This is a genomic window from Pseudoalteromonas umbrosa (assembly GCF_030125375.1).
Classification (GTDB): Bacteria; Pseudomonadota; Gammaproteobacteria; order Enterobacterales; family Alteromonadaceae; genus Pseudoalteromonas; species Pseudoalteromonas umbrosa.
In genome coordinates this window covers 221,601-247,637 of sequence record NZ_JASJUU010000002.1, presented here as the reverse complement: position 1 = coordinate 247,637, position 26,037 = coordinate 221,601, and the positions used below count along the sequence as shown (strand labels likewise).

Here is a 26,037-nt window from a genome sequence, read left to right as displayed (position 1 = left end):
GCAACGCAGGTTACTGGAACGATATGATAGCATAATTGCACGTCAACAGGAGAGTATGACGGTACGATACCGTCATATTTACACTAAAAAAGTGGCTTTAAGACTGCGAGTAAGATGATAGGCAGCAACAATAACACTGGGAACTCATTAAAGAAGCGGTAAAATCGTGTGCTGCGAATATTTCTATCGTGCTTAAAGTCGGCCAGGAGCTTGAAGCAATATGCATGATATATATAGAGAATAATCACGAACACGAGTTTATAGTGCAACCACATGTTGTATTTGAACCACTCTCTACCGTACTCTATGATAGTCAGTACGCCAAAGACAGTGGTTAAAACCGCAAATGGTGTGACAAAATAGAGCAGTCTTCGCTCCATTATTTTCAGCATGGCAGCGCAGGCTTTCTCTTCAGTCATGGTGTGATAGATAAATAATCTTGGCAAATAAAAAATCCCAGCGAACCACGCAACCATAAAAAATATGTGCAAAGCTTTATAAATCAGCAAAGCGCTCATAGTGCCCCTTATTGTTATTGATTAAAGTAAACTGTTTCTCATTGTTAGGATATGACGCAACTTATCCCAACGTACAACGCCCATTATTTGTAAGCTATCTTTTTGATTGTAAACATAGACTGCGCCAGAGCGCTTATCTTTTAATATTTCAAATGCCTCGGCGAGCGTTGCTTGTGTGCTCAAACCTTGTAGCGGTAAATATTTTATTGTCGCACTGTCATCAGATACTAAGGTTAAATCATACTCAGCTAAACGATATCCCTTTTCTTCGTCGTAAGTAATCAGCGGAGTTTGGCTATCCACAGCACTGAGTGTTGCTTTAATCTGCTCGGGATCATTTGAATAAAGTAATTTAAAATCTTCTTCCATTTCTTCGACGATCCCGACTTTCTGCAGTGCTTCTTTGGCGGGTGAAACCTGATAAGGCAGACCTTGAAAGTCGAGTTGCTGAATAAAAATAGAGCGGTTGCCAAAAACTTGCAGCGCAGTTACATATGCGGTCGAAATAACTAGCATGGCAGGGACTACGATTTGTGGATTTGAGGTAAGCTCCATGACAGCTGTCAAAGCTGCTAGTGGAGCGTGTAAAGTAGCTGCTAAAAGCCCAGCCATACCTAGTACACCATAAGTTCCAGCTACGTTTACTTCAGGGGAGATAAACTGTGCAAAAAAAGCCATGAGTGTGCCCATGATTACGCCAAGCCCTATAACAGGGCCTATCAGCCCCCCTGGGATCCCTAGCCCAATTGCAAACAAGGTGGCAAGCAACTTAGCAATAAAAATTGTCGTGAGTAGCTGCAAATTATCAGGACTATCAACTGCCAGTTTTATAGCACTCATGCCTGAGCCCATAGCTTCAGGTACAAGATAACCTATTAACCCAGCAATTAAACCGGCGAGTAATAAACGAGGGAACATGCTAATTGGCTTAAAGCTTTTGATGATTAGCATCAAATTTTGATTAAATGCAAAAGCAATCGCACCTAATGCAAATCCACATATTATCAGATAAGGGTAGTGCCAGAAGCTGAGCATTTCTATTTGGATCAATGAAAGTTCGGAGACATTACCAAATACAAACTGTGTTGCTAAGGCACCAGTAACGGCTGCCAGCATGATGGGAACAAAGATATGGATCTTGTACTCCCTAAGCACGACTTCCATCACGAAAATAACAGCGGCTAAAGGCGTGTTGAATGACGCCGCTATCCCTGCTGCAACACCACACCCGGCAAGCGTTCTAGCAGCATTGTGCGGTAAATGTAGCCTTTCAGTGAGTACGCTGGCGCCTGTCGCGCCCATATGCACAGATGGTCCTTCACGACCTACTGAGAAACCACAGATAAGCGCGATACCACCCCCAAAAAATTGATTGACTGAATTCCAGATGGGCATATGCCCGTAATGATGCTTGATCCGGTTAATCACAAATGGAATACCGAGTCGATAGTGCTTAAAGCCAGTTAAGTTAGCAAATAAGGCGATGACCAATGCTGCCCCGACAGGTAGTAATAACCTTTGGTGCTCTGCCAAAGATGTGAAGTCGTCGTGGCTTTCAAGAAAAGTTGATTGAACAAGTTCGATCATTAATCGAAAAAGAATGATTAAAATGGCTGCAATCAATCCAGCGCATACGCCCAATAGGCAAAGCTGTGCTGAAGTTCTCGGTTGTGCAAGGCGTCGTCTAACTTGATCAAGCGTCATAGTTTAAAGTTTGAGATTGGAAGTACTTTTTTATTTTATCAAAAGAATAATATTAAGTCCCTGACATAAATCTAGCTTTGTACGTGTTTTTACGGGTATTTTTTATTAAAGGTATGGACTTGATGGCGGGTGAAACGGGTACATACCGATACTTGATTAAAATAGTCGGGTATTAGATAATTCCGTTAATTAATGTACAAGGGTCGAATGCACATGTCAGAAGAGTTACCGATTAAGTTTAGCGATGCAGCTGCTGCGCGCGTAAAAGAATTGATTTCCGAAGAGGAAAATCCTGAACTAAAGCTTCGTGTATACGTAACTGGTGGAGGATGCTCTGGGTTTCAATATGGATTTACATTTGATGAAAAGGTAAACCCAGGCGACTTGGAAATAGAGAAAAATGGTGTGGTTATGGTGGTTGACCCAATGAGTATTCAGTACTTGATGGATGGTATCGTTGACTACACTGAAGGGCTTGAAGGCGCACGTTTCTTCGTCAATAACCCAAATGCGACGACAACATGTGGTTGCGGTGCAAGTTTCAGTGTGTAATTGAAGCGGTTCCAAATCACGATAAAAAAGCCATGCAATCGCATGGCTTTTTTATGCTGGGTTAGTCACATGCATCATCAAAACAAAAAAGCCTAAAATCAATGCGGAAAACAAAAGAATATAGATGAAACCGCGCTTTCCTTGTTTGATAGGCACATTGTTTACACGCAAAAAATAATACCATCCAAAGCACAAAATCAGTGGTAATAAAAATAAAATCCGGAACATTTTTAAGCCCTTTTTTTAAGTTAATTTTAAGATTAGCTGTAAATGCTTATTTTTTAAAGAAAAATAAATTATTTCAAATACTGGTACAAGATATAAAATTTTTGTTAAAGTGTAGTATGTACCCTACATGAAAAAAACGAATACAGTTTTTCAAAAATTTATTAGGTTTTAGCGGTAAGATAGTCTATACCTAATTGGGTACATAGGAACACACCTGTTGTTGATACAGGAAATGTGCAAGGCCTATAGGGCCTACAGAGGTATTATTTTTTAAAATACAATAGCCAGCTGAGTGAGACGGGCAAATTTCACGAGGCCAGTTGAGATTAATCATCAAGTAGGAGATGTTTATTTATGATGGGTAAAACGGTTTCTTCGGAAGAAAACGGAAAGTTAACAAAATGGTTGAAATCAAAGCGTCATGAGAAAGGCCATACAATGCGTAGCCTTGCTCAAGTTTTAGGTACGCCACATTCTTTCATCGGAAAGATTGAAAACCAAGAGCGCCGTTTAGATGTGATCGAGTTTTTGCGCTATTGTGAAGCGTTAGAAGTTGACCCGTATGAAGGTCTATCTTTAATTAATAAAGAAGAGCTATAACCCTTTACGGGATTAAGAATACAAGGTGCAGGGAAGTGCACCTTAGTCTTGTTTCTTGAAGTCCGCCTCTAATGCATAGAGCTTATGGCGAATGAAATATAGAAATAGTAAAGAAGGAAGTACCATCAACGCAGTGATGACAAAAAATACTGCCCAATTGCCACCTAACCAGTCATCAATGACCACGCCACTGTAACTAGATAACACAGTTCTACCTAAACTGCCCAATGATGCCAGAAGTGCATAATGTGTTGCGCTAAAGGTTCTATCGCAGAGCATAGAAATGAAAGCGACCATAGCAACCAATGACCATGCCTGAGTAAAGCCATCAACAACAATAGCAAGCGCATACAGAGACTCTTTTGGTCCCGCAACCGCTATCCAAGAAAAAATCAAATTAGAGGCCGCCATTGCGACACCACTGATAAACAGGCCTTTGACTATGCCATATTTGTGGTTGAAAATGCTGCCAAGGAATGCAAATACAATGGTAATGAGTCCGGTGCCTAGCTTTGAATACTGTGCTATTTGCGTGTTGGTAAAACCAATCTCTTTATAAAATACGATAGACATGCGCGCTAAAAACGCTTCGCCAATCTTAAATAAAAAAATAAAGGTTAAAAGTGCAAGTGCTGTTTTGACGCCATTTTTATTAAAAAAGCTGACAAAGGGCGCGACCAGCGTCACACCCAGCCAAGCGAGTAACTTATTGGCTTTGGAGTGGCCAAGTTGAGATAATTTTTCTTCGTATGCTTTTTGTATTTGCGCTTGTGCTGTATCTCGATGAGACTCTGGCTCTTTTGCTACCAAGGTTACAACACAAAGTAATGCCATTATCACAGCGAGTAGCAAATAAACATCAGACCAAGATATATTTGGCAGGTCGGCTGCGAAAAAAGGAATAGCGCCAAGCAGGGCATAGCCGCTCCACCAACCTGATGTTGCCATGGCTGCAGCTGCCGTAGACTTTTCACTTTCTGATTGGGGTAGCACATCAATACGATAACCATCGATCGCAATATCGTGTGTCGCAGCGAACAAAGCAATTAAAAAGCAAAGTAGAGCCGCATAAAATAAACTTGTTTTTAAATCAATAAATGCCAAACATATGGCACTTGCCGTAATAACGACTTGGCCGAGTAAAATCCAACTCCTACGCTGACCCAGTATGTTACCAAGCACGGGAAGCTTTAATCTATCGACTAATGGAGACCACAGAAAATTGATGGTATAGGCGCTAAAAACAATTCCAAACAATCCAATTAAACTGCGGCTAAGGCCTTCATCTTTTAACCACGCAGACATGACTGAGCCGATCAGCACCCAAGGGAAGCCTTGGCTCATACCAAATGCAAATACAGTCAGCAGTCGTTTGTCTTTGTAATAACTCAGGTATTGGGAAATACTGGCTGATGTCATCATTGTTTAGTTAAAACTCTTCAGCTGGCAAGATATCGACGCTATGAATGATAACCGCTGTCTTAGGGATAAATGAGTAACCTAGCTTTTGATTGTAGCCAGTTTCCACTTGCATTATCTTGTCCAAGGTTTCATAACCATCAGTGACGTTACCAAATACCGCAAATCCCCAACCTCTACCTGGGTTTAAATGGTCATTATCATCCATATTAAAGAAGAACTGACGGGTACCCGAATGCGGCTTACTGTCTTGGTAGGCCATCGCGACAGAATACATTTCATTTTTAAGGCCGTTACCGCTTTCATTGAAAATGGGTTTGCGTTCGAACATACCATCGTAGTCTTTGTCGTAGCCGCCACCTTGGATCACAAAGTCTTTTTCGTTGGCTTCATCACGTTCAACTCGATGAAAAACAGAGCCTTTATAATCACCATTGACAACATAGGTTAAAAAGTTATTGACCGTTAGTGGCGCGCGTGAGCGGTCTAGCTCAACGATGATTTTACCCAGCGATGTATTGATCTGAACTTTAGGGAACAGATTGTCTTTTTGGACGAAGCGTCCTTCTTTATTAGCTGCTTGTGCAAAGCTTGCTGTTACAATTAGGAAAGCAAAAACCAATATGCGGATCATGTTGACAGCCTCTTATTATTGTTGTGCGATGAAATCAATTAACTCTTTGTCTTTAATTATATGAGTAACAAGCTGCTGTGCGAGCATATTAAGCTGACCTTCCACCTTGGCTTGGTCGTGCTTTAAAGAGCCCGATAGCGTGCGAGTCCCCGTGTATGACTTACTAAAAGTACCACTTGGTTTATTGACCGTCACTTTAAATTCAGCTTCGGCATTACTTTCATGCTTGCTGTATGTTTCAGTCACTTGCGCTAAGAACTTATCTATCTCCAGTGTAATCGTTGTTTTAGCTTCTGGAGTGATGTTTGCGTTATTCGCTACTAAGGCCTGTTTAAATACATTAGAAATAGTGACTGGCAAGTTTGCATCAGGTAAGTAAACTGCGGGCTCTGTATTAAGCACTTTGACAGTAAACTTGGATGTTCTTAAATCCATCACATTGACATTGATGGGCATGTTAAACTGGACAACTTGGCCTTCGGAATATTGTGGATTCATGATCACCGACTTTGGCGCGGCTGTGCAGCCAGACAATACAGCCAACATGCCTGCAGTTGCGAGAGAGTAGATAATTTTGGCCATGATTAGCTCCTTTTTATTACGCTTAATACGGTAAACTTTTTATTATTGCCCAGCACCTTACAATTACCAAAAAGGCGCTGCAACTTATCTTGATAATCTAAATGACGATTTCCAATGATCCTGAGTTCGCCGCCATTGCGCAGTGTATATTTAGCCTGTAAAAACATTTGCCAAGCAATGTGGTCTGTGATCGCTTGTGCTTGGTGGAATGGCGGATTACACAGCACTAAATCTGCGCTGTTCGGAGTAAAATCGGTTAAACAGTCGTTGTGTACAAACTGAGAATCGCTCAGTCTGGTAGGTAGATTGTCTGCTACGTTCTGGCGAGCACTTGCTACAGCCATCGCAGACTCATCCACAAAGGTGACTTTTGCATTGGGCATACGGTTTAATGTTTGCAGTCCAATCACGCCATTACCACATCCTAAATCAATGATGTTGAGTGCCTTTTTACCTGCAGGTAAGTAGTTAAAGAAAAACCGTGCGCCAATATCTAAGGAATCACGTGAAAAGACATTGGCGTGATTGGTGATGGTCATCTCTGTCTTTTCTAATGACCAAGATACTGGAAACTTGCAAGCAACGGGTTTGTTGGTTGTTTTAGAAAAAATTAATCGAGACTTTTTAACGGCCAAACTAGTTTTTGGTTCGTAGATAAAATGGTTAAACGACTTTAGTGTAGAGGTATGGATCTCTTTTGCTTTACCAGCGGCAACAACAGGGATGTCTGCGGGTAAGTGACTCAATTTTGCTAACTGGTGCTGTAAATAACCTGCATTTTTAGGTATTTTTAGTATCACTAAATCGATGTCATGGGGCAGCGCATCCAAGCTATCTAAAAATGAGATATGGGTATCGGGTAGCTGGTTTTCACTCAGGTTGTATTTACACGCAGCGGTGCTCACAAAGGAGTCGTTGACAAAATGAATGGCAGGGAGCTGGTCATCATGTTGGTAAATAACGGATAGTGCGCAACTGAGTGCGCCAAAGCTGTCATTTAACACTAATATTTTTCGCACATCAGAGTAGTCTTCGCTGATGTGTTCAAGTAGATACTCGTCTGCGGCATCCCAAGCTTGTAAACTGCGATTTTTTTGTTCTAGAGGAAATCGATGTAAAGTAAATGGGCGATTAGCCAATACCGCGTCGGTTGTCATAGGTCTATATTTTTCACTAACAATGTGAGTGCATAATATCATGTCACAGCTGAACAAAGAATGTTTGCCTGAAGGCTTTACGTATTTTCCACAGGTTATCTCTTTTGATAAAAGCTTGGCCTTATACGAGCACTTAACCACGAGTTTGCCTTGGCAACAGCCAAAAATTCAGGTCTATGGTAAATATCATTTTATTCCGAGGTTACAGTGTTTCGTTGCCGACCCGAGTGTACATTATGGCTACTCAGGTAAGTCATTGGATAATGTTCCATGGCTGCCCGCATTGGATGCCATGCGCCAGCGCTTAAAAAGTCAATATGATAAAGCTTTTAATGCACTGTTGGTTAATTGGTATCGTGATGGCATGGATACAATGGGTTGGCATAGTGACGATGAAAAAGAGTTGGGCAATAAGCCATTAATAGCCTCGGTATCTTTGGGCGCACCAAGATTGTTCAAAATACGTCATCGACAAACGCGGGAAGTTACTTCTTTTATGCTTGAAACGGGTAGCTTGTTGATTATGTCAGGAGATAGTCAGCACGATTATGAGCACAGTCTACCTAAACAAACAAAAGTCAAGCAGGGGCGAATTAATCTGACATTTAGAACGGTTGGTTAATCCTAGTTTAGGGCGTATAGTATGCGATGTTTAACAATATGATAGTAAAGAGTATGCCCATGTCTATGCAGCAACAAATACACACCAAACTCAGTGACGCAATTGATTGCACGCACCTTGAGGTGATCAATGAAAGCCATATGCACAGTCGCGGGAGTGATTCACACTTTAAAGTGATTGTTGTCAGTGAAGAGTTTTCTGGTTTACGTTTATTACCTCGTCACAGACGCATAAATGAGGTACTGAAGTCTGAATTAGCCAATGATATTCATGCTCTGGCTATTCATGCCCATACACCTGAAGAATTTAGTGAGCAGTCTGGGCAAGTACCAGCATCACCAAACTGTTTAGGTGGGTCAAAGTTCGACTAACATCTGATCAGACCTGTATTTAGGTCATCAGAGATTACACTATACGCAATTTTTCTGGCACCATCTTTCTAACCTCTCAGTTGTTTGTGGTAAATGATGGGCCTAAATACTTGAGACAAATTCAAAATTTAGTAGGAAATATAATGGTAATTAAGCCGAAGATCCGTGGTTTTATCTGTACAAATGCTCATCCAGCAGGTTGTGCTGCACATGTTGAAGAGCAAATCGCTTATGTTAAGCAACAGGGCGAGTTAAAAGATGGTCCAAAAAATGTACTTGTGATCGGTGCTTCTACTGGCTATGGCCTAGCGTCTCGTATTACTGCGGCATTTGGTTCTGGTGCAAAAACACTAGGTATCTTTTTTGAGAAAGAAGGTACAGAGAAAAAAACAGCATCTGCTGGTTGGTACAACACAGCAGCTTTCCAAAACGCAGCTGACAAAGCAGGCCTTTGGTCTAAAAACATTAATGGTGATGCGTTTTCAACGGAACTAAAAGAAAAAGCCATTGAAGCGATTAAAGCAGATATGGGTAAAGTCGATTTAATTATTTACAGCCTAGCTTCGCCGCGTCGTACTGATCCTAAAACAGGTGAAACACACAGTTCAGTGCTTAAGCCAATTGGCGAGGCAATTACAACTAAAAACTTAAACACGTCTAAGCGCGTTATTGACGAAGTGAGTGTTGAAGCGGCCAACGAAGATGAAATCGCTAACACAGTTAAAGTGATGGGCGGCGAAGACTGGGAACTTTGGTTAGATGCACTTAAGCAAGCAGATGTGCTAGCAGATAACTTTAAGACGACAGCTTATACTTATATTGGTAAAGAGCTAACATGGCCAATTTATGGTCATGCAACAATCGGTAAAGCGAAAGAAGATTTAGATAGAGCTGCTGCGGCAATTAAAGCGTCGACAGCTGCGCTAAATGGTGAAGCTTATGTGTCTTCTCTTAATGCAGTTGTGACACAAGCGAGTTCTGCAATTCCAATCATGCCACTTTATATCTCAGCTTTATTTAAAGTAACCAAAGAAGACGGTACATATGAAGGGACTATTGAGCAGATCCATGGTCTATTTAATGAAAGTCTGTACAGCGATAGCCCGCGTTTTGATGACGGTGGTCACCTGTTCCAAAACTACAAAGAGCTAGAAGATGGTGTGCAAGCACGTATTCAGCATATTTGGGACACAGTAGATACGGATACGATTGATGCATTAACTGACTACGAAGGTTATCACAACGAGTTCTTAAAATTATTTGGCTTTGGTGTTGAGGGTGTCGATTATGACGCTGACGTAAATACTATTGCTGAAATCAATAATTTAGTTTAATTATTGAGCTAATGGTGAAGCGTACTTGCTTCACCATCATATATTTATCCTGCTAAACATACCTATCTTTTTCTCATTCAATACCACTTTGGTCTATATTGAATTAATCGCAATTAGCTGAACTGAGCTAAAACCATTGTTAAGTCGTATTAATTTGATAATTCTACTCGCATAGTCAGGGCGATTAATGTTAAAATTGCGGAAATATGTGAGGACTATATATCACGACGCTTGTTTTTGGTTGATTTGACTTTTGTCAAGTCTCTTTTGATTAGGCGAGTTCTTTGATACTGAAAACACGATGAGATAGCGGCCGTGATAACTAAAGATTTTTCAATTTCTTTCCGTTAATGTAATGCAAGTGCGTATGATCAACATAAAAAAAGGTCTGGACTTACCCATAGAGGGCGCACCACAGCAAGCTATTCATGATGGCGCTGCCATCAAACGCGTAGCTGTGCTTGGTGAAGAGTTTATTGGTATGCGTCCAACCATGCATGTTCGCGTGGATGACCAAGTCAAAAAAGGCCAAATTCTTTTTGAAGACAAAAAGAATCCTGGCGTCAAGTTTACTGCGCCAGCCTCTGGTGTAGTTAAAGAAATCAACCGTGGTGCTAAGCGTGTTCTTCAGTCTGTCGTGATTGAAGTGCAAGGCAATGAGCAAATCACTTTCGATAAGGTCGCAGCTGCTGATTTAAGCAACTTAGATCGTGAGAAAGTTAAAGAATTGCTTATTGAGTCTGGTCAATGGCCAGCGCTACGTGCACGTCCATTTAGCCGTGTTGCTGTTCCAAGCGCAACGCCGAGCTCAATCTTCGTGACAGCCATAGATACTAACCCATTAGCCGCAGATCCTGCAGTGATCATTGCTGAAAACGTTGAAGCGTTTGAAGCGGGTCTTGCTGTGGTTTCACGTCTAACTGATGGCAAAGTATTTGTGTGTAAGCAGTCTGGTAGTAAAGTACCAAGCTCTTCGCTATCACAAGTAGAAGTACATGAGTTCGCGGGTGTTCACCCAGCAGGCTTAGTGGGTACTCATATCCATCATCTAGATGCAGTTAGTGCAGACAAGCAAGTTTGGCACTTAGGTTACCAGGACGTTATCGCGTTTGGTAAGCTGTTCCTAACTGGCGAGATCTACACTGATCGAGTTGTTTCTTTGGCAGGTCCTCGCGTAAAGAATCCTCGTTTAGTTAAAACTCAAGTTGGTGCGTCGTTAACAGATTTAGTATCTGGTGAACTTGAAGACGGTGATAACCGAGTCATTTCTGGCTCTGTGTTAGCTGGTAAAACAGCAGCCGGCCCTCATGGTTTCCTAGGTCGTTACCACGTACAGGTTTCAGTTCTTCTTGAAGGTCGTGAGAAAGAGCTATTTGGTTGGATTGCGCCAGGTAGTAAAAAATTCTCTGTGACACGTACATTCATTTCACACTTAGCACCTAGCCGTTTGTTCAAGTTTACAACGTCTACTGGTGGTTCTAAGCGTGCAATGGTGCCAATTGGCAACTATGAGCGTGTTATGCCTCTGGATATCCTACCAACGCTATTACTTCGTGATCTGATCGCAGGCGATCTAGATAGCGCTATCTCTTTAGGTGCGCTTGAGCTTGACGAAGAAGATTTAGCATTGTGTACCTTCGTATGTCCAGGCAAGTATGACTTTGGCTTAATCCTACGTGATTGCCTGACTACTATCGAGAAGGAAGGTTAAAAATGGCCTTAAAGAAATTTTTAGAAGACATTGAACCTCACTTTGAACCGGGTGGAAAACACGAGAAGTGGTATGCGCTTTATGAAGCTATCGCGACGGTTTTCTATACTCCTGGTTACGTAAACAAAGGCGGCACGCACGTGCGTGATAACATCGACCTGAAACGTATCATGATTTTGGTATGGATGGCGACGTTCCCGGCTATGTTCTTTGGTATGTTCAACATCGGTCACCAAGCGGCATTAGCGATTGGTAGTGGTTTTGACATCGCATCTACTTGGCAAGCTGGTATTTTCCAAGCGCTAGGTGGTGAGCTGACAGCAGATTCTGGCTGGGCAGCGAAAATGTTTTATGGTGCGTGCTTCTTCTTACCTATTTACGGTACGGTGTTTGTCGTAGGTGGTTTCTGGGAAGTATTATTCGCATCAGTGCGTAAGCACGAAGTAAACGAAGGTTTCTTCGTAACTTCAGTATTATTTGCATTGATCCTGCCTGCAACCATTCCTTTATGGCAAGTTGCACTAGGTATCACGTTTGGTGTTGTGGTAGCTAAAGAAGTATTCGGTGGTACAGGCCGTAACTTCCTTAACCCTGCACTTGCTGGTCGTGCGTTCCTTTTCTTCGCATACCCAGGTGATATCTCTGGTGACACAGTATGGACAGCAGTAGATTCATTCTCTGGTGCTACATACCTAGGTCAAGCAGCGATCGGTTCATTAGATTACAACAACATGCAGTTGTGGTGGGATGCATTCTACGGCTTTATCCAAGGTTCAATGGGTGAAACGTCGACGCTAGCACTGGCAATTGGTGGTTTGTTCTTGATGTATGTTCGTATCGCGTCATGGCGCATCGTACTAGGTACATTCCTAGGTATGGTTGTGATGTCTACGCTACTGAACATGATCGGTTCTGACACGAACGCGACATTTGCTATGCCTTGGCATTGGCACTTAGTACTTGGTGGTTTTGCATTTGGTATGTTCTTTATGGCGACTGACCCAGTTTCTGCGTCTTTCACTGATAAAGGTAAATGGGCATACGGTGCATTAATTGGTGTTATGGTAGTGCTTATCCGTGTTGTTAACCCAGCATACCCAGAAGGTATGATGTTAGCAATCCTATTCGCTAACCTATTCGCACCGCTATTCGACCACCTTGTAGTGCAGTCAAATGTGAAGAGGAGATTGGCACGTGTCTAGTAACAATGAAACTATCGGCAAAACGTTAGGCGTTGTTGTTGGTTTGTGTTTAGTGTGTGCAATCGTCGTATCTTTTGCGGCAGTTCAATTGCGCCCTCTACAGCAGGCAAACAAAATTGAAGACGTTCAGCGTAACATTCTAGCAGCAGCTGGTTTTAAAGACGTTGAGAACGTTTCACAAAAGTACAGCCAAGTTATCGATGCACGCGTTGTTGACTTAAAATCTGGTGAGTTTGTTGACACAGATCCTAACTCATTTGATTTCACAATGACTAAGTTCGATGCAGAGCGCAGTTTTGCACTTCCTAAAGAAGAAGACTTAGCCGGCGTACTTCGTATGACTCATGAGTCTCCTGTATACCTTGCTAAAGACAGCAATGGTCAGGTTGAGTCAGTGATCTTACCTATTCAAGGTTACGGTCTTTGGGGCATCATGTATGGTTTCATCGCTCTTGAACTTGATACAAAAACCATTAAAGCTATCAACTTCTATCAGCACAACGAAACCGCTGGTCTTGGTGGTGAAATCCAGAACCCTAAGTGGACAGCTACTTGGGAAGGCAAGCAACTACCTGTTGATATCGTAAAAGGCACAGCTGGCAACGATATTCACAAAGTTGATGGTCTATCTGGCGCAACACTAACTTCGAACGGTGTTGATAACACATTCAAGTTCTGGACAGGCGATAAAGCGTTTGGTCCATTCCTAGCGAAAGTACGTGAAGGGGCATTGAACTAATGGCTAATGCAAAAGAAATGAAGGAAGTCTTGTTAGGACCAGTCTTCGCAAACAACCCAATTGCTCTGCAAGTACTGGGTATTTGTTCTGCGCTAGCGGTTACTTCAAGCCTTAAAAATGCACTTATCATGTCACTTGCTTTGACTGTGGTAACTGCGTTCTCAAGCTTATTTATCTCGTTGATTCGTAACCACATTCCGTCAAGTGTACGTATCATCGTTCAAATGACTATTATCGCATCATTGGTAATCGTTGTTGACCAAACACTTCAAGCATTTGTCTATGCTACAGCAAAAGAACTAACGGTATTCGTTGGTCTGATCATTACTAACTGTATCGTAATGGGTCGTGCAGAAGCATATGCAATGAAGTCGCCACCGCTTATGTCTTTCTTAGACGGTATCGGTAACGGTCTTGGTTACTCAGTAGTTCTAATTACAATTGGTTTTGTACGTGAGCTATTCGGTGCAGGTGCACTATTTGGTGTTGAAATTCTTCCACTTGTTGCTGACGGTGGTTGGTACCAGCCAATGGGTCTATTAATTATGCCATTCAGTTCATTCTTCTTAGTTGGTTTCTTCATTTGGGTACTTCGTACTTATAAGAAAGACCAAGTAGAAGCGAAGGCATAAGGGGAGAAAGATGGAACATTATCTTAGCTTATTTGTAAAAGCTGTTTTCATTGAAAACTTAGCGCTATCTTTCTTCTTAGGTATGTGTACATTCCTTGCGGTATCTAAGAAAGTAACTACCTCGTTTGGACTTGGTGTTGCTGTTATCTTCGTACTAGGTGTAGCTGTACCGGTAAACAACATCGTTTATCACGCAGTATTAGCACCAGGTGCACTAGAGTGGCTTGGTTTCCCAGAGGCTGACTTAAGCTTCTTGAAATTCTTGACTTTCATCGGTGTAATTGCAGCATTGGTACAGATCCTTGAAATGACTTTGGACAAGTTCTTCCCTGCGCTATACAACGCGCTTGGTATTTTCTTGCCACTGATCACAGTAAACTGTGCGATTTTCGGTGCGGTAGCATTCATGGTTGAGCGTAACTACAACCTAGCAGAGTCAGTCGTATTCGGCGTAGGTTCTGGTGTGGGTTGGGCGCTTGCAATTGTATTGCTAGCAGGTCTTCGTGAGAAGATGAAGTATGCTGATATCCCTGACGGTCTTCGTGGTTTAGGTATTACCTTCATCACTGTAGGTCTTATGGGCTTTGGCTTCTTGTCATTCTCTGGTATTTCACTTTAATTAGCGAGGAAACTATACGATGGAAACTATTGTATTAGGTGTAAGTATGTTCATCGCTATCGTTGTGATCTTGGTGCTAGTCATCATCGCAGCGAAATCGAAGCTTGTACCAAGCGGTGACATCACAATCGGCATCAATGGCGATGCAGATAAAGCAATTACTTCAGCACCAGGTGGTAAGCTATTAGGCTCACTAGCTGATGCAGGTATCTTCATTTCATCAGCATGTGGTGGTGGTGGTTCTTGTGGCCAGTGTCGCGTACATGTTCATTCTGGTGGTGGTGATATTCTTCCAACTGAGCTTGACCACATTACTAAAGGTGAAGCACGTGAAGGTTGTCGTCTAGCGTGTCAGGTTGCAGTTAAAACTGACATGGAAATCGAAGTAGAAGAGTCTATCTTCGGTGTTAAAAAGTGGGAATGTACAGTTATCTCTAACGATAATAAAGCGACATTCATCAAAGAGCTTAAGCTTGGTATCCCTGAAGGTGAGGTTGTACCTTTCCGTGCAGGTGGTTATATCCAGATTGAAGCGCCAGCTCACCACGTTAAATACGCTGACTTCGATATTCCTGACGAGTATCGTGGCGACTGGGAGCGTTTCGGCTTCTTTAACCTTGAGTCTAAGGTTGATGACGAAACAATCCGTGCATACTCAATGGCGAACTACCCAGAAGAGTATGGCATCATCATGCTTAACGTACGTATTGCGACTCCGCCGCCAAATAACCTAAGCCTACCTTGTGGTAAGATGTCATCGTACATCTGGTCACTAAAAGAAGGTGATAAAGTCACTATCTCTGGTCCATTCGGTGAATTCTTCGCGAAAGAAACTGATGCAGAAATGGTATTCGTTGGTGGTGGTGCAGGTATGGCACCAATGCGTTCACACATCTTCGACCAGCTTAAGCGTCTTAACTCAGACCGTAAGATGTCTTTCTGGTACGGTGCACGTTCTAAGCGTGAGATGTTCTACGTAGAAGACTTTGACGGCCTAGCAGCTGACAACGAAAACTTTGAATGGCACGTAGCACTTTCAGATCCTCAACCAGAGGATAACTGGGAAGGTTACACAGGCTTCATCCACAACGTATTACTAGAAAACTATCTGAAGGACCACGAAGCGCCTGAAGATTGTGAGTTCTACATGTGTGGTCCACCGATGATGAACGCGGCTGTTATCAACATGCTGAAAGATCTAGGTGTTGAAGACGAAAACATCCTACTTGATGACTTCGGTGGTTAATTAGGAACTTAGATATGATGATAAATCGTATTTAATAAGATTAAACCCCTAGGGCATTCCCTAGGGGTTTTTTTATATGCTTTAAGGACTAAAAAGTAGATGCAAAAACTCAGCTATTTATTCTCTGTTATTTTTTTGGTGTTTTTTTTGTCCGCTTGTGGACAGCAGCAAACTCAACAAAAGCCGGTTGAAATTAACGGCAAAACCATGGGAACTACCTATAACATTAAAGTATTTCCTGGTCCGGTGAGCTTAGAAGCGCAGCGTTTTAAGCAAGAAGTGGATGAAGCGCTTGTGGCAGTTAATCAATCCATGTCTACCTACATTCCCGACTCAGAAATCAATCGCTTTAATCGCCTTGAGGCTAATACAGTAATGCCGATTAGTGGCGATTTTCGTGCCGTGATCGCAGAGTCTATTCGCTTAGGTGAGTCGACTAAAACCTTAGATGTGACTATGGGACCGCTGATTGATTTATGGGGTTTTGGTCCAGATAAAAGACCGACCAAAAGACCTTCGCAATCTGACATTGAAGCCATGCAAGCAAATATCGGTGTAAATAAGTTAGCGCTGACAGATGAAGGGCTGGCGAAATCACTGCCACATCTTGAATTATCTTTTTCAGCGACGGCAAAAGGTTACGGCATTGACAAAGTTGCAGAGTTGATTGAGAAAAAAGGCTTATCTAATTATATGGTAGAGATTGGCGGAGAACTTCGTATCTCTGGCAATAAGCCAGATGGTTCACCTTGGCGAATAGCGATTGAAAAACCAGATGCACCGGCAGGACAGCGTCAAATTCACCGAGTTGTAGAGCCGGGCAATAATGCCATTGCCACGTCAGGGGATTATCGTATTTTTTACGAAATGGATGGCGAGGTATTTACACACCTAATTGACCCGGGTACCGGCAGACCTGTGCGCCATGACTTGGTGTCTGTGACGGTGTTACATCCTTCAGCAATGACAGCTGATGGCTTGGCAACAGCGCTTACCGTGATGGGAACGCAACGAGCAAGAGCTTATGCTGAAGAACATAATCTACCAGTGTACTTGATCAGTAAAACAGACGCTGGCCTAGAGACATTCTCAAGCACTGCGTTTAAGCCGTATTTAGATGTAAAAAAGTAATCAGTGGATTCGGTTAAATATCATTGCTTTTAGTGTGGTAAATTCATTCAACTTTGACGGATTTAGATATATAATATTGTCAATACACCGTCAGTTGCTTGGAACTTGACCAAGCTAGTTTATTGAGGGGCCTCTGCCTATGTCACTATTTATTCTTACCTTTGGGTTACTTATCTTGATCGCTGCAGCTATGGCTGTAGGTGTAATCGTTCAGAAAAAATCAATGGCAAGTAGCTGTGGTGGTTTAGGCTCAATGGGTATCGATAAAATCTGTGATTGTGATGACCCATGTGATAAGCGTAAAAAGCGTTTAGCCAAAGAGCAATCTTGGCGCGAAAACCAAATTCTATAATTAGATAAAAACGCAGGCTAGCCTGCGTTTTTATTACCCCCAAGTATATGCTGCAAACTCTTTACTTTGTTCGTCATACTGAAACGACATTATCCGGTAAGTTATTAGGGCAAACCGATCCTCCTTTAACTGAACAAAGTCAAAACCAATTACTTAAAACACTCCATAGTTTACCTAAGCCAAATCGAGTGCTCAGCTCGCCAAGACTGCGATGTCAGGTTGTAGCAAAAGCATTTTCAGAAAAGCTGGGGGCAGATTTCATGGTTGTTAATGCACTGCAAGAAATGAACTTTGGTGATTGGGATGGTAAAAGCTATGAGTGGCTTTGGCAGCATACTCGCTCTCCGAGTGTTGGCGACTTTTGGCAAAACCCTTGGTTAGTAACACCACCAGAAGGAGAGAGTATGGTCTGTTTTAATTCGCGAATTAAAGCTTGGTGGCGTACTTTCACATCTCAAAGCAGTGATGACACAATCGTCATTGTAACCCATGGTGGGGTTATGAAGCAGCTACTGGCACACTGGCTCACATTGCCTGAGGGCGCTGTAAATCATTTAAACTGCTTTGAAGTTGGATATGGCAAGGTCATTCAGGTGTCAGTGTTCTATGATGAACAGGGGAGTGCATGGCCTAAAGTTGTGTTTTAGCCATCTAGACTTCATAATACACAAAATTATTTCGACATCACTTGGGAATGAGGTGTAAACCCTCAGCTGTCCCCGCAACTGTAAAAATGATTGCATGACTACTCATTTAAAGCCAGATACCAAGGTTGGAATAAAGACTTAAGCGGGCGCACTTGGGTCATGTCATTTTACCAAGTCATATTTATGATACAGTGGTGTTTTGATGTGTGCCCCATGTAGAGGAATTATGGCGGCAACACCAATATCAGTCGATAGCTTACATCTAGTTATCAATAATAAATCAATTCTATCCAATATCAGCTTTTCAGTTGCTGAGGGTCAGTGTGTTGGCCTCATCGGACCTAACGGGGCCGGTAAGTCGTCTTTACTAAGATGTTTATATCGCTTTCAAAGTCCAACATCCGGTACTATCAGTATTAATGGTAAAGATGTAAGCGAGTATGACCGCCAAAGTTATGCTCGCAAAGTCGCTGCAGTGCTTCAAGAGATCCCAAGTCAGTTTAATCTCGCTGTTTTTGATGTTGTTGCCATGGGCCTCACACCCCATAAAAGTTTATTTTCCAGCGTATCACTGCGCGACAAACAGGCAATCCAAGAAGCGCTATTAAAGGTCGGATTAACACATAAACAAAAGCAATCGTATGAGTCTCTATCTGGGGGGGAAAAACAGCGGGTGATGATAGCCAGGGCTATTGTCCAGCGTCCGAGTCTACTCTTAATGGATGAGCCTACCAGCCATTTGGACGTGAAGTACCAAATCGAAATAATGGCGCTAGCTAAATCATTAGGGATCACTGTGGTCGCCTCTTTTCATGACTTAAATTTAGCCTCAGCCCTCTGTGACGCTATGTTAGTTTTAAACCATGGAGAGCTTGTTATTCATGGCGCGCCTAAAGAGGTGGTGAGCGAGTCTATGTTAGCACAAGTTTTTGGTGTCAAAGCCGACGTGAGCCTCCAAACATGTCCTGCGAGTGAACAAGAGATCCCACATATTCGTTATCAGTATCACTTATCGGGCGATGGCGAACTATCATCGAGGGGTCGAACATGAGATTAGCTGCAAGCAGTGCATTGTTACTCGCATGTTTATTTAGCTTTGTGTGCGCCCTAAGTATCGGGGCAGTGCAAGTTGATTTTTACGATGTTTGGCTGGCCTTATGGTCATACGACAACACCCAGTTAGCACAAAAAATTGTCATCGAGTTGAGGTTACCGCGTACCGTACTTGCATTTTTGGCTGGAGCTGGGCTTGCGACAGCGGGGCTGATTTTACAGACAGTCACACGTAACCCCCTTGCTGACCCTTATCTATTTGGTATCTCTTCAGGAGCCTCTTTTGGTGTGGTGTTGCTATTAACATTATTTGGAATGCAAAGTGCGCTTGCCATGTCTGGCGCTGCTTTAATCGGTAGTGTCTGCGCCATGTGTTTGCTGCTATTGATTGCATATCATAAGGGCACTGCGCAAATCGAAAATATGTTGTTAGCGGGCGTTGCACTGTCTTTCTTATTTAATGCATTTACGAGTTTGCTCTTATATTGGAGCGATCCGCAAGCGGTTACCGCCATTATCTTTTGGAGCTTAGGTAGCTTCAGTCGTGCTGATTGGATGTGGATGTGGTTGCCTGCTGTTGTGGTGCTAAGTGGAATTATGACCGTTGTATGTTTTAGACGGCATCTTAATGCGTTGCTATTGGGCGATGAAAGTGCGGTAACTTTAGGCGTTAATGTACACAGGTTGCGCTTGGGCATGTTATTAGTAAGTTCTTTAATCACGGCTGTGTTAGTCGCCGCATGTGGCGGCGTTGGCTTTGTCGGCTTAATGATCCCACACATAGTACGATTTTTTATCTCTCAAGCACGTGTATTAGGCATGATAGTCACGGCTTTAAGTGGTGGATTATTGATGCTATGGGTGGATGTGTTAGCCCGAATAATCATAGAAAACCAAGAATTACCTATTGGTGTGATTACTGCGGCCATAGGTAGCGTCTTTTTCCTATCTTTACTTATGTTTCGCAAGCGAGCGGCAAACATTTAACAGAGGCATGTATGATCCCTGCTTTAGATTTAACACACAGTGATTTTGTTCAGCAAAAACTAGACTTAAAAACAAAACCTCTAGGCTCTCTGGGTAAACTTGAGGTGCTGGCAAAGCATCTGGTGTTGATTTACTCACAAGGCATGCCTAAAGAGACAATGGCCGCGCAGCTGTTTAGCGTTGAAAATCCATCGGTCAGTATTTTTGCAGGCGATCATGGTATTGCCAGCGAAGGCGTCTCTATTGCACCGAGTGAAGTCACTGGCCAAATGGTGGCTAATTTTGCCAGTGGCGGGGCTGCAATTTGTGTTTTGGCCCGTCAGCTGGGCTGGCGTCTAAATATAGTGGATTGCGGTATTCTTAAGCCTATTCAAAACAGTCATGTGATTGACAACAGGCTTGGGGCAACGACTGCGCCATTTCATTTACAACCGGCGATGAGTGAGGCTCAGTTAGCGCAAGGTTTTGACAATGCCAAACAGCTTGTTGCAGCAGAGTTGGACATGGGCTGTAATTTGTTTGCGTTTGGTGAAATGGGGATAGGTAATACCACGTCTGCTGCCGCCATTTTTTCTGCGCTTTGTAGCTTAAAACCGAAGGAGACTGTTGGACAGGGCACTGGCGTAAGCCAAGAAACTGTCGTGAAAAAACAGCTGCTGATAGAGCAGGCGCTTGACCTTCATCAGTTGGACAGCAATGACCCAAAACAGATTTTACAAAGCGTTGGCGGATTTGAAATTGTCCATATGGTTGGTGCTATGTTAGCCGTCGCTGAGGCGCAAAAACCAATTTTAGTGGATGGTTTTATTGCGACAGCTGCGGCTATGTTGGCCATTTCGATGGCGCCCAACGCTAAGCAATATATGGTGTTTGCGCATTGTTCCAACGAACAAGGGCATAAGAAGATGCTAGAGTGGCTAAATGTAGAGCCGTTACTGCAGTTAGATATGCGCTTAGGAGAAGGAAGCGGTGCAGCGTTAGCACTGCCTATCATTCAAAGTGCTTTGGCCATTTATAACGATATGGCGAGCTTTTCTCAAGCGCAAGTAACCCAAGTGGTTGGCTGATATGACACAGTGGTCTTTATTTAAATTGGCGGTGATATTTTTAACTCGGATCCCGATTACATTAACGGCGTCTGTTACGGATACCGATATAAATCAGTCTAGCCGTTACTTTGCCTGTGTGGGTGTTTGCATCGGTTTGGTGATGGCACTCCTGCTGTGGGCTTTGTCGCTTGTATTGCCTATGAGCGTAGCAATTTTATTCACGCTCGGTGCTAGTTTATTAATCACAGGCGCATTTCATGAAGATGGGTTTGCAGATGTGTGGGATGGCTTTGGCGGCGGCTGGAGTCAGCAGCAGAAGCTGGATATCATGAAGGACAGTCGCTTGGGCACCTATGGTAGTGTGGCGCTGCTTGTATTAATGCTGAGTAAATTCCACTTGATGCTTACCCTTAGCGGCAACCTATTCTCACTGTTATGGGGGATAGTGTTGGCGCAGTCTTTGAGCCGCCTAAGCGCAACGAGTTTGATTGGCAAGCTGCCTTATGTACAGCTAGATGCACAGAGTAAAGTAAAGCCTGTAGCAAAAAGCCTGCAGTTAGCCTCTCGTGCAATTTTATACCTAACAGGCATTGCCGTTATAGCTGCTGCTTTTGTCTGCTCAGTGCTCACCTTTTGGCAAGTGATTGCTTTAATCGTCACTTTATGGTTTACCCGCCTTTTTTGTCAATATTGGTTTAAAAAGCAGTTGGGTGGTTACACTGGGGATTGCTTGGGCGCAGCACAGCAAATCTCAGAGTTAATGATTTATACCTTTTTGGTTGTAAGCCTAATATGACTAAGCATGTTGAACTCATTTTGGGTGGTGCGCGCTCTGGCAAGAGCGCGCTTGCCGAGCAAAGAGCACAAAGCTTGCTCGAGAGTGGCTTAGTCAAAGAGCTTATCTATGTCGCAACTGCGCAAAGTAAAGATGAGGAGATGGCTGAGCGTATTGCACACCATCGAGCCTCAAGGCTTTCTTGTTGGAAGGTGATTGAATGTCCATGGGATATCGCCCCGCTCATTGCCGCGTTGTCACCGTCCCAATGCGCGTTGGTTGATTGCTTAACATTATGGCTGACTTATGGTTTGTGTGAAGTTGAATTCCCAGAGTACGAAAAACAAAGATCTCAGTTGCTCACAGCACTTCAAGATACGAAAGGCAAGGTCATACTGGTGAGTAACGAGGTGGGCCATGGCATTGTGCCTATGGGAGCGCTGAGCCGTCAATTTGTAGATGAGTCAGGTCGTCTGCATCAACATATTGCAGCTGTGGCAGATCATGTGGATTTTGTCATGGCGGGTTTGGTATTGAATTTAAAAAGTGAACAAAAATGAAGACATTGATGGTGCAAGGCACCACTTCCGATGCGGGTAAGAGCACGCTAGTTGCGGGCCTTTGTCGTGTAGCGGCTAGGAAGGGGGTCAAAGTTGCCCCGTTTAAGCCACAAAATATGGCACTCAATAGTGCCGTGACGCCTTGTGGCGGAGAGATAGGTCGTGCACAGGCGCTACAAGCGATGGCAGCAAAGGTGCCACTCAGTGTTGATTTTAATCCCATTTTACTTAAACCCAATTCTGATACTGGCGCGCAAGTCATCGTACATGGTCAAGCACTGACTAACATGGAAGCGGGCAAGTATCATGATTATAAAGCGGTAGCGATGCAGGCTGTGATTGAGTCCCATGAGCGATTAAGGAAAACATATCAATATTGCATGGTGGAAGGGGCGGGAAGTCCTGCTGAAATAAACCTTCGAGAAAATGACATTGCCAATATGGGGTTTGCCTGTAAAGTCGAATGCCCAGTGATCATTATTGCTGATATTGATAAAGGTGGTGTATTTGCCCACCTTGTCGGTACGCTTGCTTTGTTGAGTGAACAGGAGCAGGCCTTAGTGCAAGGGTTTGTGATCAACCGATTTCGGGGCGATATTAGTTTGCTGCAATCCGGTTTAGACTGGCTTGAGAACTATACAGGCAAACCCGTATTAGGCGTTTTGCCTTACTTACATGATTTGGCACTGGATGCAGAAGACGCAATTACCATCGAGAATCGTACCGACGATGCACTGTTACGTGTTGCTGTTTTACTGTTACCTCACATTTCCAACCATACCGACTTTGATAGTTTGAGATTAAATGCAAAAGTGGATTTAAGATATGTGCGTCATGGTGAGAAAATTGGCAGTGTTGATCTGATCATTATTCCGGGCAGTAAAAATGTCATCAATGACTTAGCCTTTTTACGTAGCGAAGGCTGGGATAAAGAAATCAATCGACACATCAGGTATCAAGGCAAGGTGTTAGGTATTTGTGGTGGTTTGCAAATGCTCGGGCAAGAAATTACAGATCCGTTGAATATAGAATCAACTCAAGCTCGTACCAATGCACTCGGTTTGGCGGCATTGACTACAGAGCTTGGTGAAAAAAAGCAGCTAACCAATGTGTCTGGGCACTGCTTATTAAATGGCAAAGCAGTTGCCATTTCTGGGTATGAAATTCACTGTGGTCAAAGTCACGGAGAGGCGCTAGCGCAGCCGTTTCTCACTTTTGATGAACATCCATTAGGTATACAAAAAGATGGCTTTATTTCTGATGATAATTTGATAGCGGGTACTTACTTGCATGGTCTATTTGATAATCCTGTAGCGAGCCGTGCGATTTTACAATGGGCATGTGATGAGCAGTTTGATTTTGATGGCTTTGATCTGGCGCAGCACCGTGAATTACAGCTTGATAGGCTTGCGGATATTTGTGAGCAGCATTTAGATATAGATAAGATTTTTGAACTCAAGGTATAGGAGTCCAGTATGACGGATAAGAATCAAGATAAGCACAAAGCGCGACAGCAAAAAGTAAAAGAGCAAGTAGACCAAAAGGTCGCTGAAGCGAACATTGAGCAGGGCATCTTGCAGGTGATCACCGGCAATGGTAAAGGCAAATCAACATCTGGTTTTGGCACTGTTGCCCGTTGTGTTGGGCATGGTATGAATGCAGCAGTGGTGCAATTTATTAAAGGCACATGGGAATGCGGTGAGCGCAATTTATTAGAGAATGCGGGTGTCCCATTTGCGGTTATGAAAACGGGCTTTACGTGGGAAACACAAGATAGAGAAAGCGACACGCAAGCTGCACAAGCAACGTGGCAGCATGCAAAAGCATGGTTACAAGATGAGAATATTGACTTGGTTTTATTAGATGAGCTGACTTATATGGTGAGTTACGATTATCTAGACCTTGATGAGGTGATTGAAGCGCTCAATAATCGACCGAAAATGCAATCAGTGATCATCACAGGCCGCGGCGCGCACCGCAGACTGACTGAGCTTGCAGACACAGTCAGTGAAGTGAGAAATGTAAAACACGCTTTTGAAGCTGGCATTCAGGCACAAAAAGGATTTGATTACTAATGGCCATGCATGTTTGGTGGCTGCTTCTGAGTTTGTTACTGTCTGCTAGTTGTTTCGCGCAGGATAGTCAGCAACCTAGTCGGATCATCGCATTGGCACCGCATATCGTTGAAAATCTATATGCGATAGGGGCTGGTGATAAAATTGTAGGTACTGTGGAATATGCGGATTATCCAGAGGCAGCTAATCGCATCCCTCGAATTGGCGGATACCATGGGATCCAATTAGAAAAAGTACTTGCGCTGGCGCCTGATCTGGTGATCGTTTGGAAAAATGGTAACAAAGAAGCGGATATTGAAAAGTTAAAATCACTGGGTATTCCTATTGCATACAGTGTGTCTAAAGACATACGCCAAGTACCGACAGAATTAATCAAACTAGGTGAGCTTACCGGACATAAAGCGCAGGCAGAGCAGCTTGCTGATAAGTTTAATCAACGCTATCAGCAAATAATTAAGCAGTTTCAAGGCAAAGTGTCTTTGGATGTATTTTATCAACTTTGGCCATCTCCACTGATGACGACCAATGGTAAAACTTGGATACATCAGACGCTAAATATGTGTGGGGTGCGCAATGTCTTTGCTGAGGCTGCTACTGAATACCCGCAGATAAGTCTCGAGAATGTGATTGCGAAGCACCCTCAAGTGATCATTATTCCAAATGAGAAAGCCACAAAGCAGCCACCGCAAGTACAATGGCAAAAATGGACGGAGATACCAGCAGTAAAGCATGGGCAATATATCGAAGTTGACGCTGACTTATTACATCGCTTTAGCACGCGCATGCTTGAGGGAGTGCAGGATATGTGTGATAAACTCCATGCTTCAAGAAATTATTACGGAAAGCGACTATGATATCGTGGCAATCGCTTATTGAAGCGCAAAAGAAACAGCCTTATTTGCAGGAAACGTTGGCATATGTTGCGCAAAGACGTAGTGAAGGCGTGACTGTGTTTCCGGCGGATGAACAGGTCTTTGCAGCGCTTGATGAAACTGCACTTGAGGATATTAAGGTCGTGATATTGGGTCAAGATCCGTATCATGGTCCTAATCAAGCCCATGGTTTGTGCTTTTCAGTGCAACCTGGGATAAAGATACCGCCTTCTTTGGTGAATATGTATAAAGAGCTGGCCAATGATATTGAGGGGTTTAAAACCCCCACTCATGGTTATTTACTGCCGTGGGCTCAGCAAGGTGTTTTGCTGTTAAATACGGTGTTGACTGTTGAGCAAGGTCAGGCACATTCTCACAAACAACTAGGATGGGAGCGTTTCACCGATGTGGTGATAAATACCATAAATGAGCACTGTGAAGGCGTGATATTTTTACTTTGGGGCGCACACGCGCAAAAGAAAGGTAAAGCGATTGACACATTACGACATCATGTTTTGCATGCGCCACATCCTTCGCCGCTGTCTGCGCACAGAGGCTTTTTTGGCTGTCAACATTTCTCCAAGACCAACGCATTACTACAATCTATGGATAAATCTCCCATTGATTGGCAAATATGATACCAGATGGCTGACATGACAAGCATGT

29 protein-coding genes and 1 riboswitch are annotated in these 26,037 nt (G+C 43.2%); of the genes, 23 read left to right on the top strand and 6 right to left on the bottom strand.

Features of this window, described 5'->3' with window-relative positions:
- Window positions 1-83 precede the first annotated feature (83 nt).
- Both QNM16_RS08360 and QNM16_RS08355 read right to left on the bottom strand, forming a co-directional pair.
- The gene (locus QNM16_RS08360; RefSeq protein WP_284020068.1) at window positions 84-518 is read right to left on the bottom strand and encodes a CopD family protein; all 435 of its coding nucleotides are present in this window, start codon (window positions 516-518) and stop codon (window positions 84-86) included.
- Window positions 519-539: 21 nt separating this feature from the next.
- Complete coding sequence (locus QNM16_RS08355) at window positions 540-2,222, bottom strand: chloride channel protein (protein WP_284020067.1); 1,683 nt, start codon at window positions 2,220-2,222, stop codon at window positions 540-542.
- 213 nt (window positions 2,223-2,435) lie between these two features.
- Between QNM16_RS08355 and erpA the strand changes: the two genes are divergently transcribed.
- Together erpA and QNM16_RS08345 are read left to right on the top strand one after the other, a co-directional pair.
- Complete coding sequence (gene erpA, locus QNM16_RS08350) at window positions 2,436-2,774, top strand: iron-sulfur cluster insertion protein ErpA (protein ID WP_039611699.1); 339 nt, start codon at window positions 2,436-2,438, stop codon at window positions 2,772-2,774.
- Between the two features lie 582 nt (window positions 2,775-3,356).
- The gene (locus QNM16_RS08345; protein WP_023399554.1) at window positions 3,357-3,602 is read left to right on the top strand and encodes a helix-turn-helix domain-containing protein; all 246 of its coding nucleotides are present in this window, start codon (window positions 3,357-3,359) and stop codon (window positions 3,600-3,602) included.
- A 42-nt stretch (window positions 3,603-3,644) separates the two neighbouring features.
- Here QNM16_RS08345 and QNM16_RS08340 read toward each other — a convergent pair whose 3' ends face one another.
- From QNM16_RS08340 to QNM16_RS08325, 4 genes are read right to left on the bottom strand one after another with little or no spacing between them, the layout of a single operon-like run.
- On the bottom strand, window positions 3,645-5,024 hold the full coding sequence (locus QNM16_RS08340) for an AmpG family muropeptide MFS transporter (protein ID WP_284020066.1): 1,380 nt from the start codon (window positions 5,022-5,024) through the stop codon (window positions 3,645-3,647).
- A gap of 7 nt (window positions 5,025-5,031) precedes the next feature.
- Window positions 5,032-5,655: a peptidylprolyl isomerase gene (locus QNM16_RS08335; RefSeq protein ID WP_063360205.1), complete on the bottom strand. Its 624-nt coding sequence runs from the start codon at window positions 5,653-5,655 to the stop codon at window positions 5,032-5,034.
- Between the two features lie 15 nt (window positions 5,656-5,670).
- Window positions 5,671-6,237: a YajG family lipoprotein gene (locus tag QNM16_RS08330; RefSeq protein WP_284020065.1), complete on the bottom strand. Its 567-nt coding sequence runs from the start codon at window positions 6,235-6,237 to the stop codon at window positions 5,671-5,673.
- A gap of 2 nt (window positions 6,238-6,239) precedes the next feature.
- Window positions 6,240-7,394, bottom strand: a complete 1,155-nt coding sequence (locus QNM16_RS08325; protein WP_284020064.1) for a methyltransferase — start codon at window positions 7,392-7,394, stop codon at window positions 6,240-6,242.
- A gap of 40 nt (window positions 7,395-7,434) precedes the next feature.
- On the opposite strand from QNM16_RS08325, the gene QNM16_RS08320 reads away from it, so the two are divergent.
- The 21 genes from QNM16_RS08320 to ung all read left to right on the top strand — a co-directional run bounded on the left by QNM16_RS08320 (window position 7,435) and on the right by ung (window position 26,009).
- A complete protein-coding gene (locus QNM16_RS08320) occupies window positions 7,435-8,016 on the top strand; it encodes an alpha-ketoglutarate-dependent dioxygenase AlkB family protein (protein WP_284020063.1) in 582 nt (193 codons plus the stop codon).
- Between the two features lie 59 nt (window positions 8,017-8,075).
- A complete protein-coding gene (locus tag QNM16_RS08315; RefSeq protein ID WP_063369092.1) occupies window positions 8,076-8,387 on the top strand; it encodes a BolA family protein in 312 nt (103 codons plus the stop codon).
- Window positions 8,388-8,530: 143 nt separating this feature from the next.
- The gene (gene fabV / locus QNM16_RS08310) at window positions 8,531-9,721 is read left to right on the top strand and encodes an enoyl-ACP reductase FabV (protein ID WP_284020062.1); all 1,191 of its coding nucleotides are present in this window, start codon (window positions 8,531-8,533) and stop codon (window positions 9,719-9,721) included.
- A gap of 367 nt (window positions 9,722-10,088) precedes the next feature.
- Entirely contained in the window at window positions 10,089-11,432 is a 1,344-nt protein-coding gene (locus tag QNM16_RS08305; RefSeq protein ID WP_039612158.1) for a Na(+)-translocating NADH-quinone reductase subunit A, read from the top strand.
- A gap of 2 nt (window positions 11,433-11,434) precedes the next feature.
- Window positions 11,435-12,634: an NADH:ubiquinone reductase (Na(+)-transporting) subunit B gene (locus QNM16_RS08300; protein ID WP_284020061.1), complete on the top strand. Its 1,200-nt coding sequence runs from the start codon at window positions 11,435-11,437 to the stop codon at window positions 12,632-12,634.
- Complete coding sequence (locus QNM16_RS08295) at window positions 12,627-13,373, top strand: Na(+)-translocating NADH-quinone reductase subunit C (RefSeq protein ID WP_284020060.1); 747 nt, start codon at window positions 12,627-12,629, stop codon at window positions 13,371-13,373. The genes QNM16_RS08300 and QNM16_RS08295 overlap by 8 nt, the downstream gene beginning before the upstream one ends.
- Window positions 13,373-14,005, top strand: coding sequence for an NADH:ubiquinone reductase (Na(+)-transporting) subunit D (locus tag QNM16_RS08290; protein ID WP_039611690.1), 633 nt, complete (start codon window positions 13,373-13,375; stop codon window positions 14,003-14,005). Before QNM16_RS08295 ends, QNM16_RS08290 begins: the two co-directional genes overlap by 1 nt.
- Before the next feature lie 10 nt (window positions 14,006-14,015).
- A complete protein-coding gene (nqrE, locus tag QNM16_RS08285; RefSeq protein ID WP_023399566.1) occupies window positions 14,016-14,624 on the top strand; it encodes an NADH:ubiquinone reductase (Na(+)-transporting) subunit E in 609 nt (202 codons plus the stop codon).
- A gap of 19 nt (window positions 14,625-14,643) precedes the next feature.
- On the top strand, window positions 14,644-15,870 hold the full coding sequence (gene nqrF / locus QNM16_RS08280) for an NADH:ubiquinone reductase (Na(+)-transporting) subunit F (protein WP_284020059.1): 1,227 nt from the start codon (window positions 14,644-14,646) through the stop codon (window positions 15,868-15,870).
- Window positions 15,871-15,969: 99 nt separating this feature from the next.
- Complete coding sequence (locus QNM16_RS08275; protein ID WP_284020058.1) at window positions 15,970-17,001, top strand: FAD:protein FMN transferase; 1,032 nt, start codon at window positions 15,970-15,972, stop codon at window positions 16,999-17,001.
- A 139-nt stretch (window positions 17,002-17,140) separates the two neighbouring features.
- Window positions 17,141-17,353 (top strand): (Na+)-NQR maturation NqrM, encoded by a 213-nt coding sequence (gene nqrM / locus QNM16_RS08270; RefSeq protein ID WP_039611686.1) that lies wholly within the window; start codon window positions 17,141-17,143, stop codon window positions 17,351-17,353.
- Window positions 17,354-17,400: 47 nt separating this feature from the next.
- Window positions 17,401-18,000 (top strand): histidine phosphatase family protein, encoded by a 600-nt coding sequence (locus QNM16_RS08265; RefSeq protein WP_284020057.1) that lies wholly within the window; start codon window positions 17,401-17,403, stop codon window positions 17,998-18,000.
- Window positions 18,001-18,017: 17 nt separating this feature from the next.
- A riboswitch (cobalamin riboswitch) is annotated at window positions 18,018-18,142 on the top strand.
- A gap of 84 nt (window positions 18,143-18,226) precedes the next feature.
- A complete protein-coding gene (locus QNM16_RS08260) occupies window positions 18,227-19,051 on the top strand; it encodes an ABC transporter ATP-binding protein (RefSeq protein ID WP_284020056.1) in 825 nt (274 codons plus the stop codon).
- Entirely contained in the window at window positions 19,048-20,040 is a 993-nt protein-coding gene (locus tag QNM16_RS08255) for a FecCD family ABC transporter permease (protein WP_284020055.1), read from the top strand. The genes QNM16_RS08260 and QNM16_RS08255 overlap by 4 nt, the downstream gene beginning before the upstream one ends.
- 11 nt (window positions 20,041-20,051) lie before the next feature.
- Window positions 20,052-21,107 (top strand): nicotinate-nucleotide--dimethylbenzimidazole phosphoribosyltransferase, encoded by a 1,056-nt coding sequence (cobT, locus tag QNM16_RS08250; RefSeq protein WP_284020054.1) that lies wholly within the window; start codon window positions 20,052-20,054, stop codon window positions 21,105-21,107.
- A gap of 1 nt (window position 21,108) precedes the next feature.
- Complete coding sequence (cobS, locus tag QNM16_RS08245) at window positions 21,109-21,885, top strand: adenosylcobinamide-GDP ribazoletransferase (RefSeq protein ID WP_284020053.1); 777 nt, start codon at window positions 21,109-21,111, stop codon at window positions 21,883-21,885.
- The gene (gene cobU / locus QNM16_RS08240) at window positions 21,882-22,424 is read left to right on the top strand and encodes a bifunctional adenosylcobinamide kinase/adenosylcobinamide-phosphate guanylyltransferase (RefSeq protein ID WP_284020052.1); all 543 of its coding nucleotides are present in this window, start codon (window positions 21,882-21,884) and stop codon (window positions 22,422-22,424) included. The genes cobS and cobU overlap by 4 nt, the downstream gene beginning before the upstream one ends.
- Entirely contained in the window at window positions 22,421-23,890 is a 1,470-nt protein-coding gene (locus tag QNM16_RS08235; protein WP_284020051.1) for a cobyric acid synthase, read from the top strand. Before cobU ends, QNM16_RS08235 begins: the two co-directional genes overlap by 4 nt.
- Before the next feature lie 9 nt (window positions 23,891-23,899).
- Window positions 23,900-24,499, top strand: coding sequence for a cob(I)yrinic acid a,c-diamide adenosyltransferase (gene cobO, locus QNM16_RS08230; RefSeq protein WP_284020050.1), 600 nt, complete (start codon window positions 23,900-23,902; stop codon window positions 24,497-24,499).
- Between the two features lie 5 nt (window positions 24,500-24,504).
- A complete protein-coding gene (locus QNM16_RS08225) occupies window positions 24,505-25,353 on the top strand; it encodes a cobalamin-binding protein (RefSeq protein WP_417709678.1) in 849 nt (282 codons plus the stop codon).
- The gene (gene ung / locus QNM16_RS08220) at window positions 25,350-26,009 is read left to right on the top strand and encodes a uracil-DNA glycosylase (protein ID WP_284020048.1); all 660 of its coding nucleotides are present in this window, start codon (window positions 25,350-25,352) and stop codon (window positions 26,007-26,009) included. Before QNM16_RS08225 ends, ung begins: the two co-directional genes overlap by 4 nt.
- Window positions 26,010-26,037: the final 28 nt, after the last annotated feature.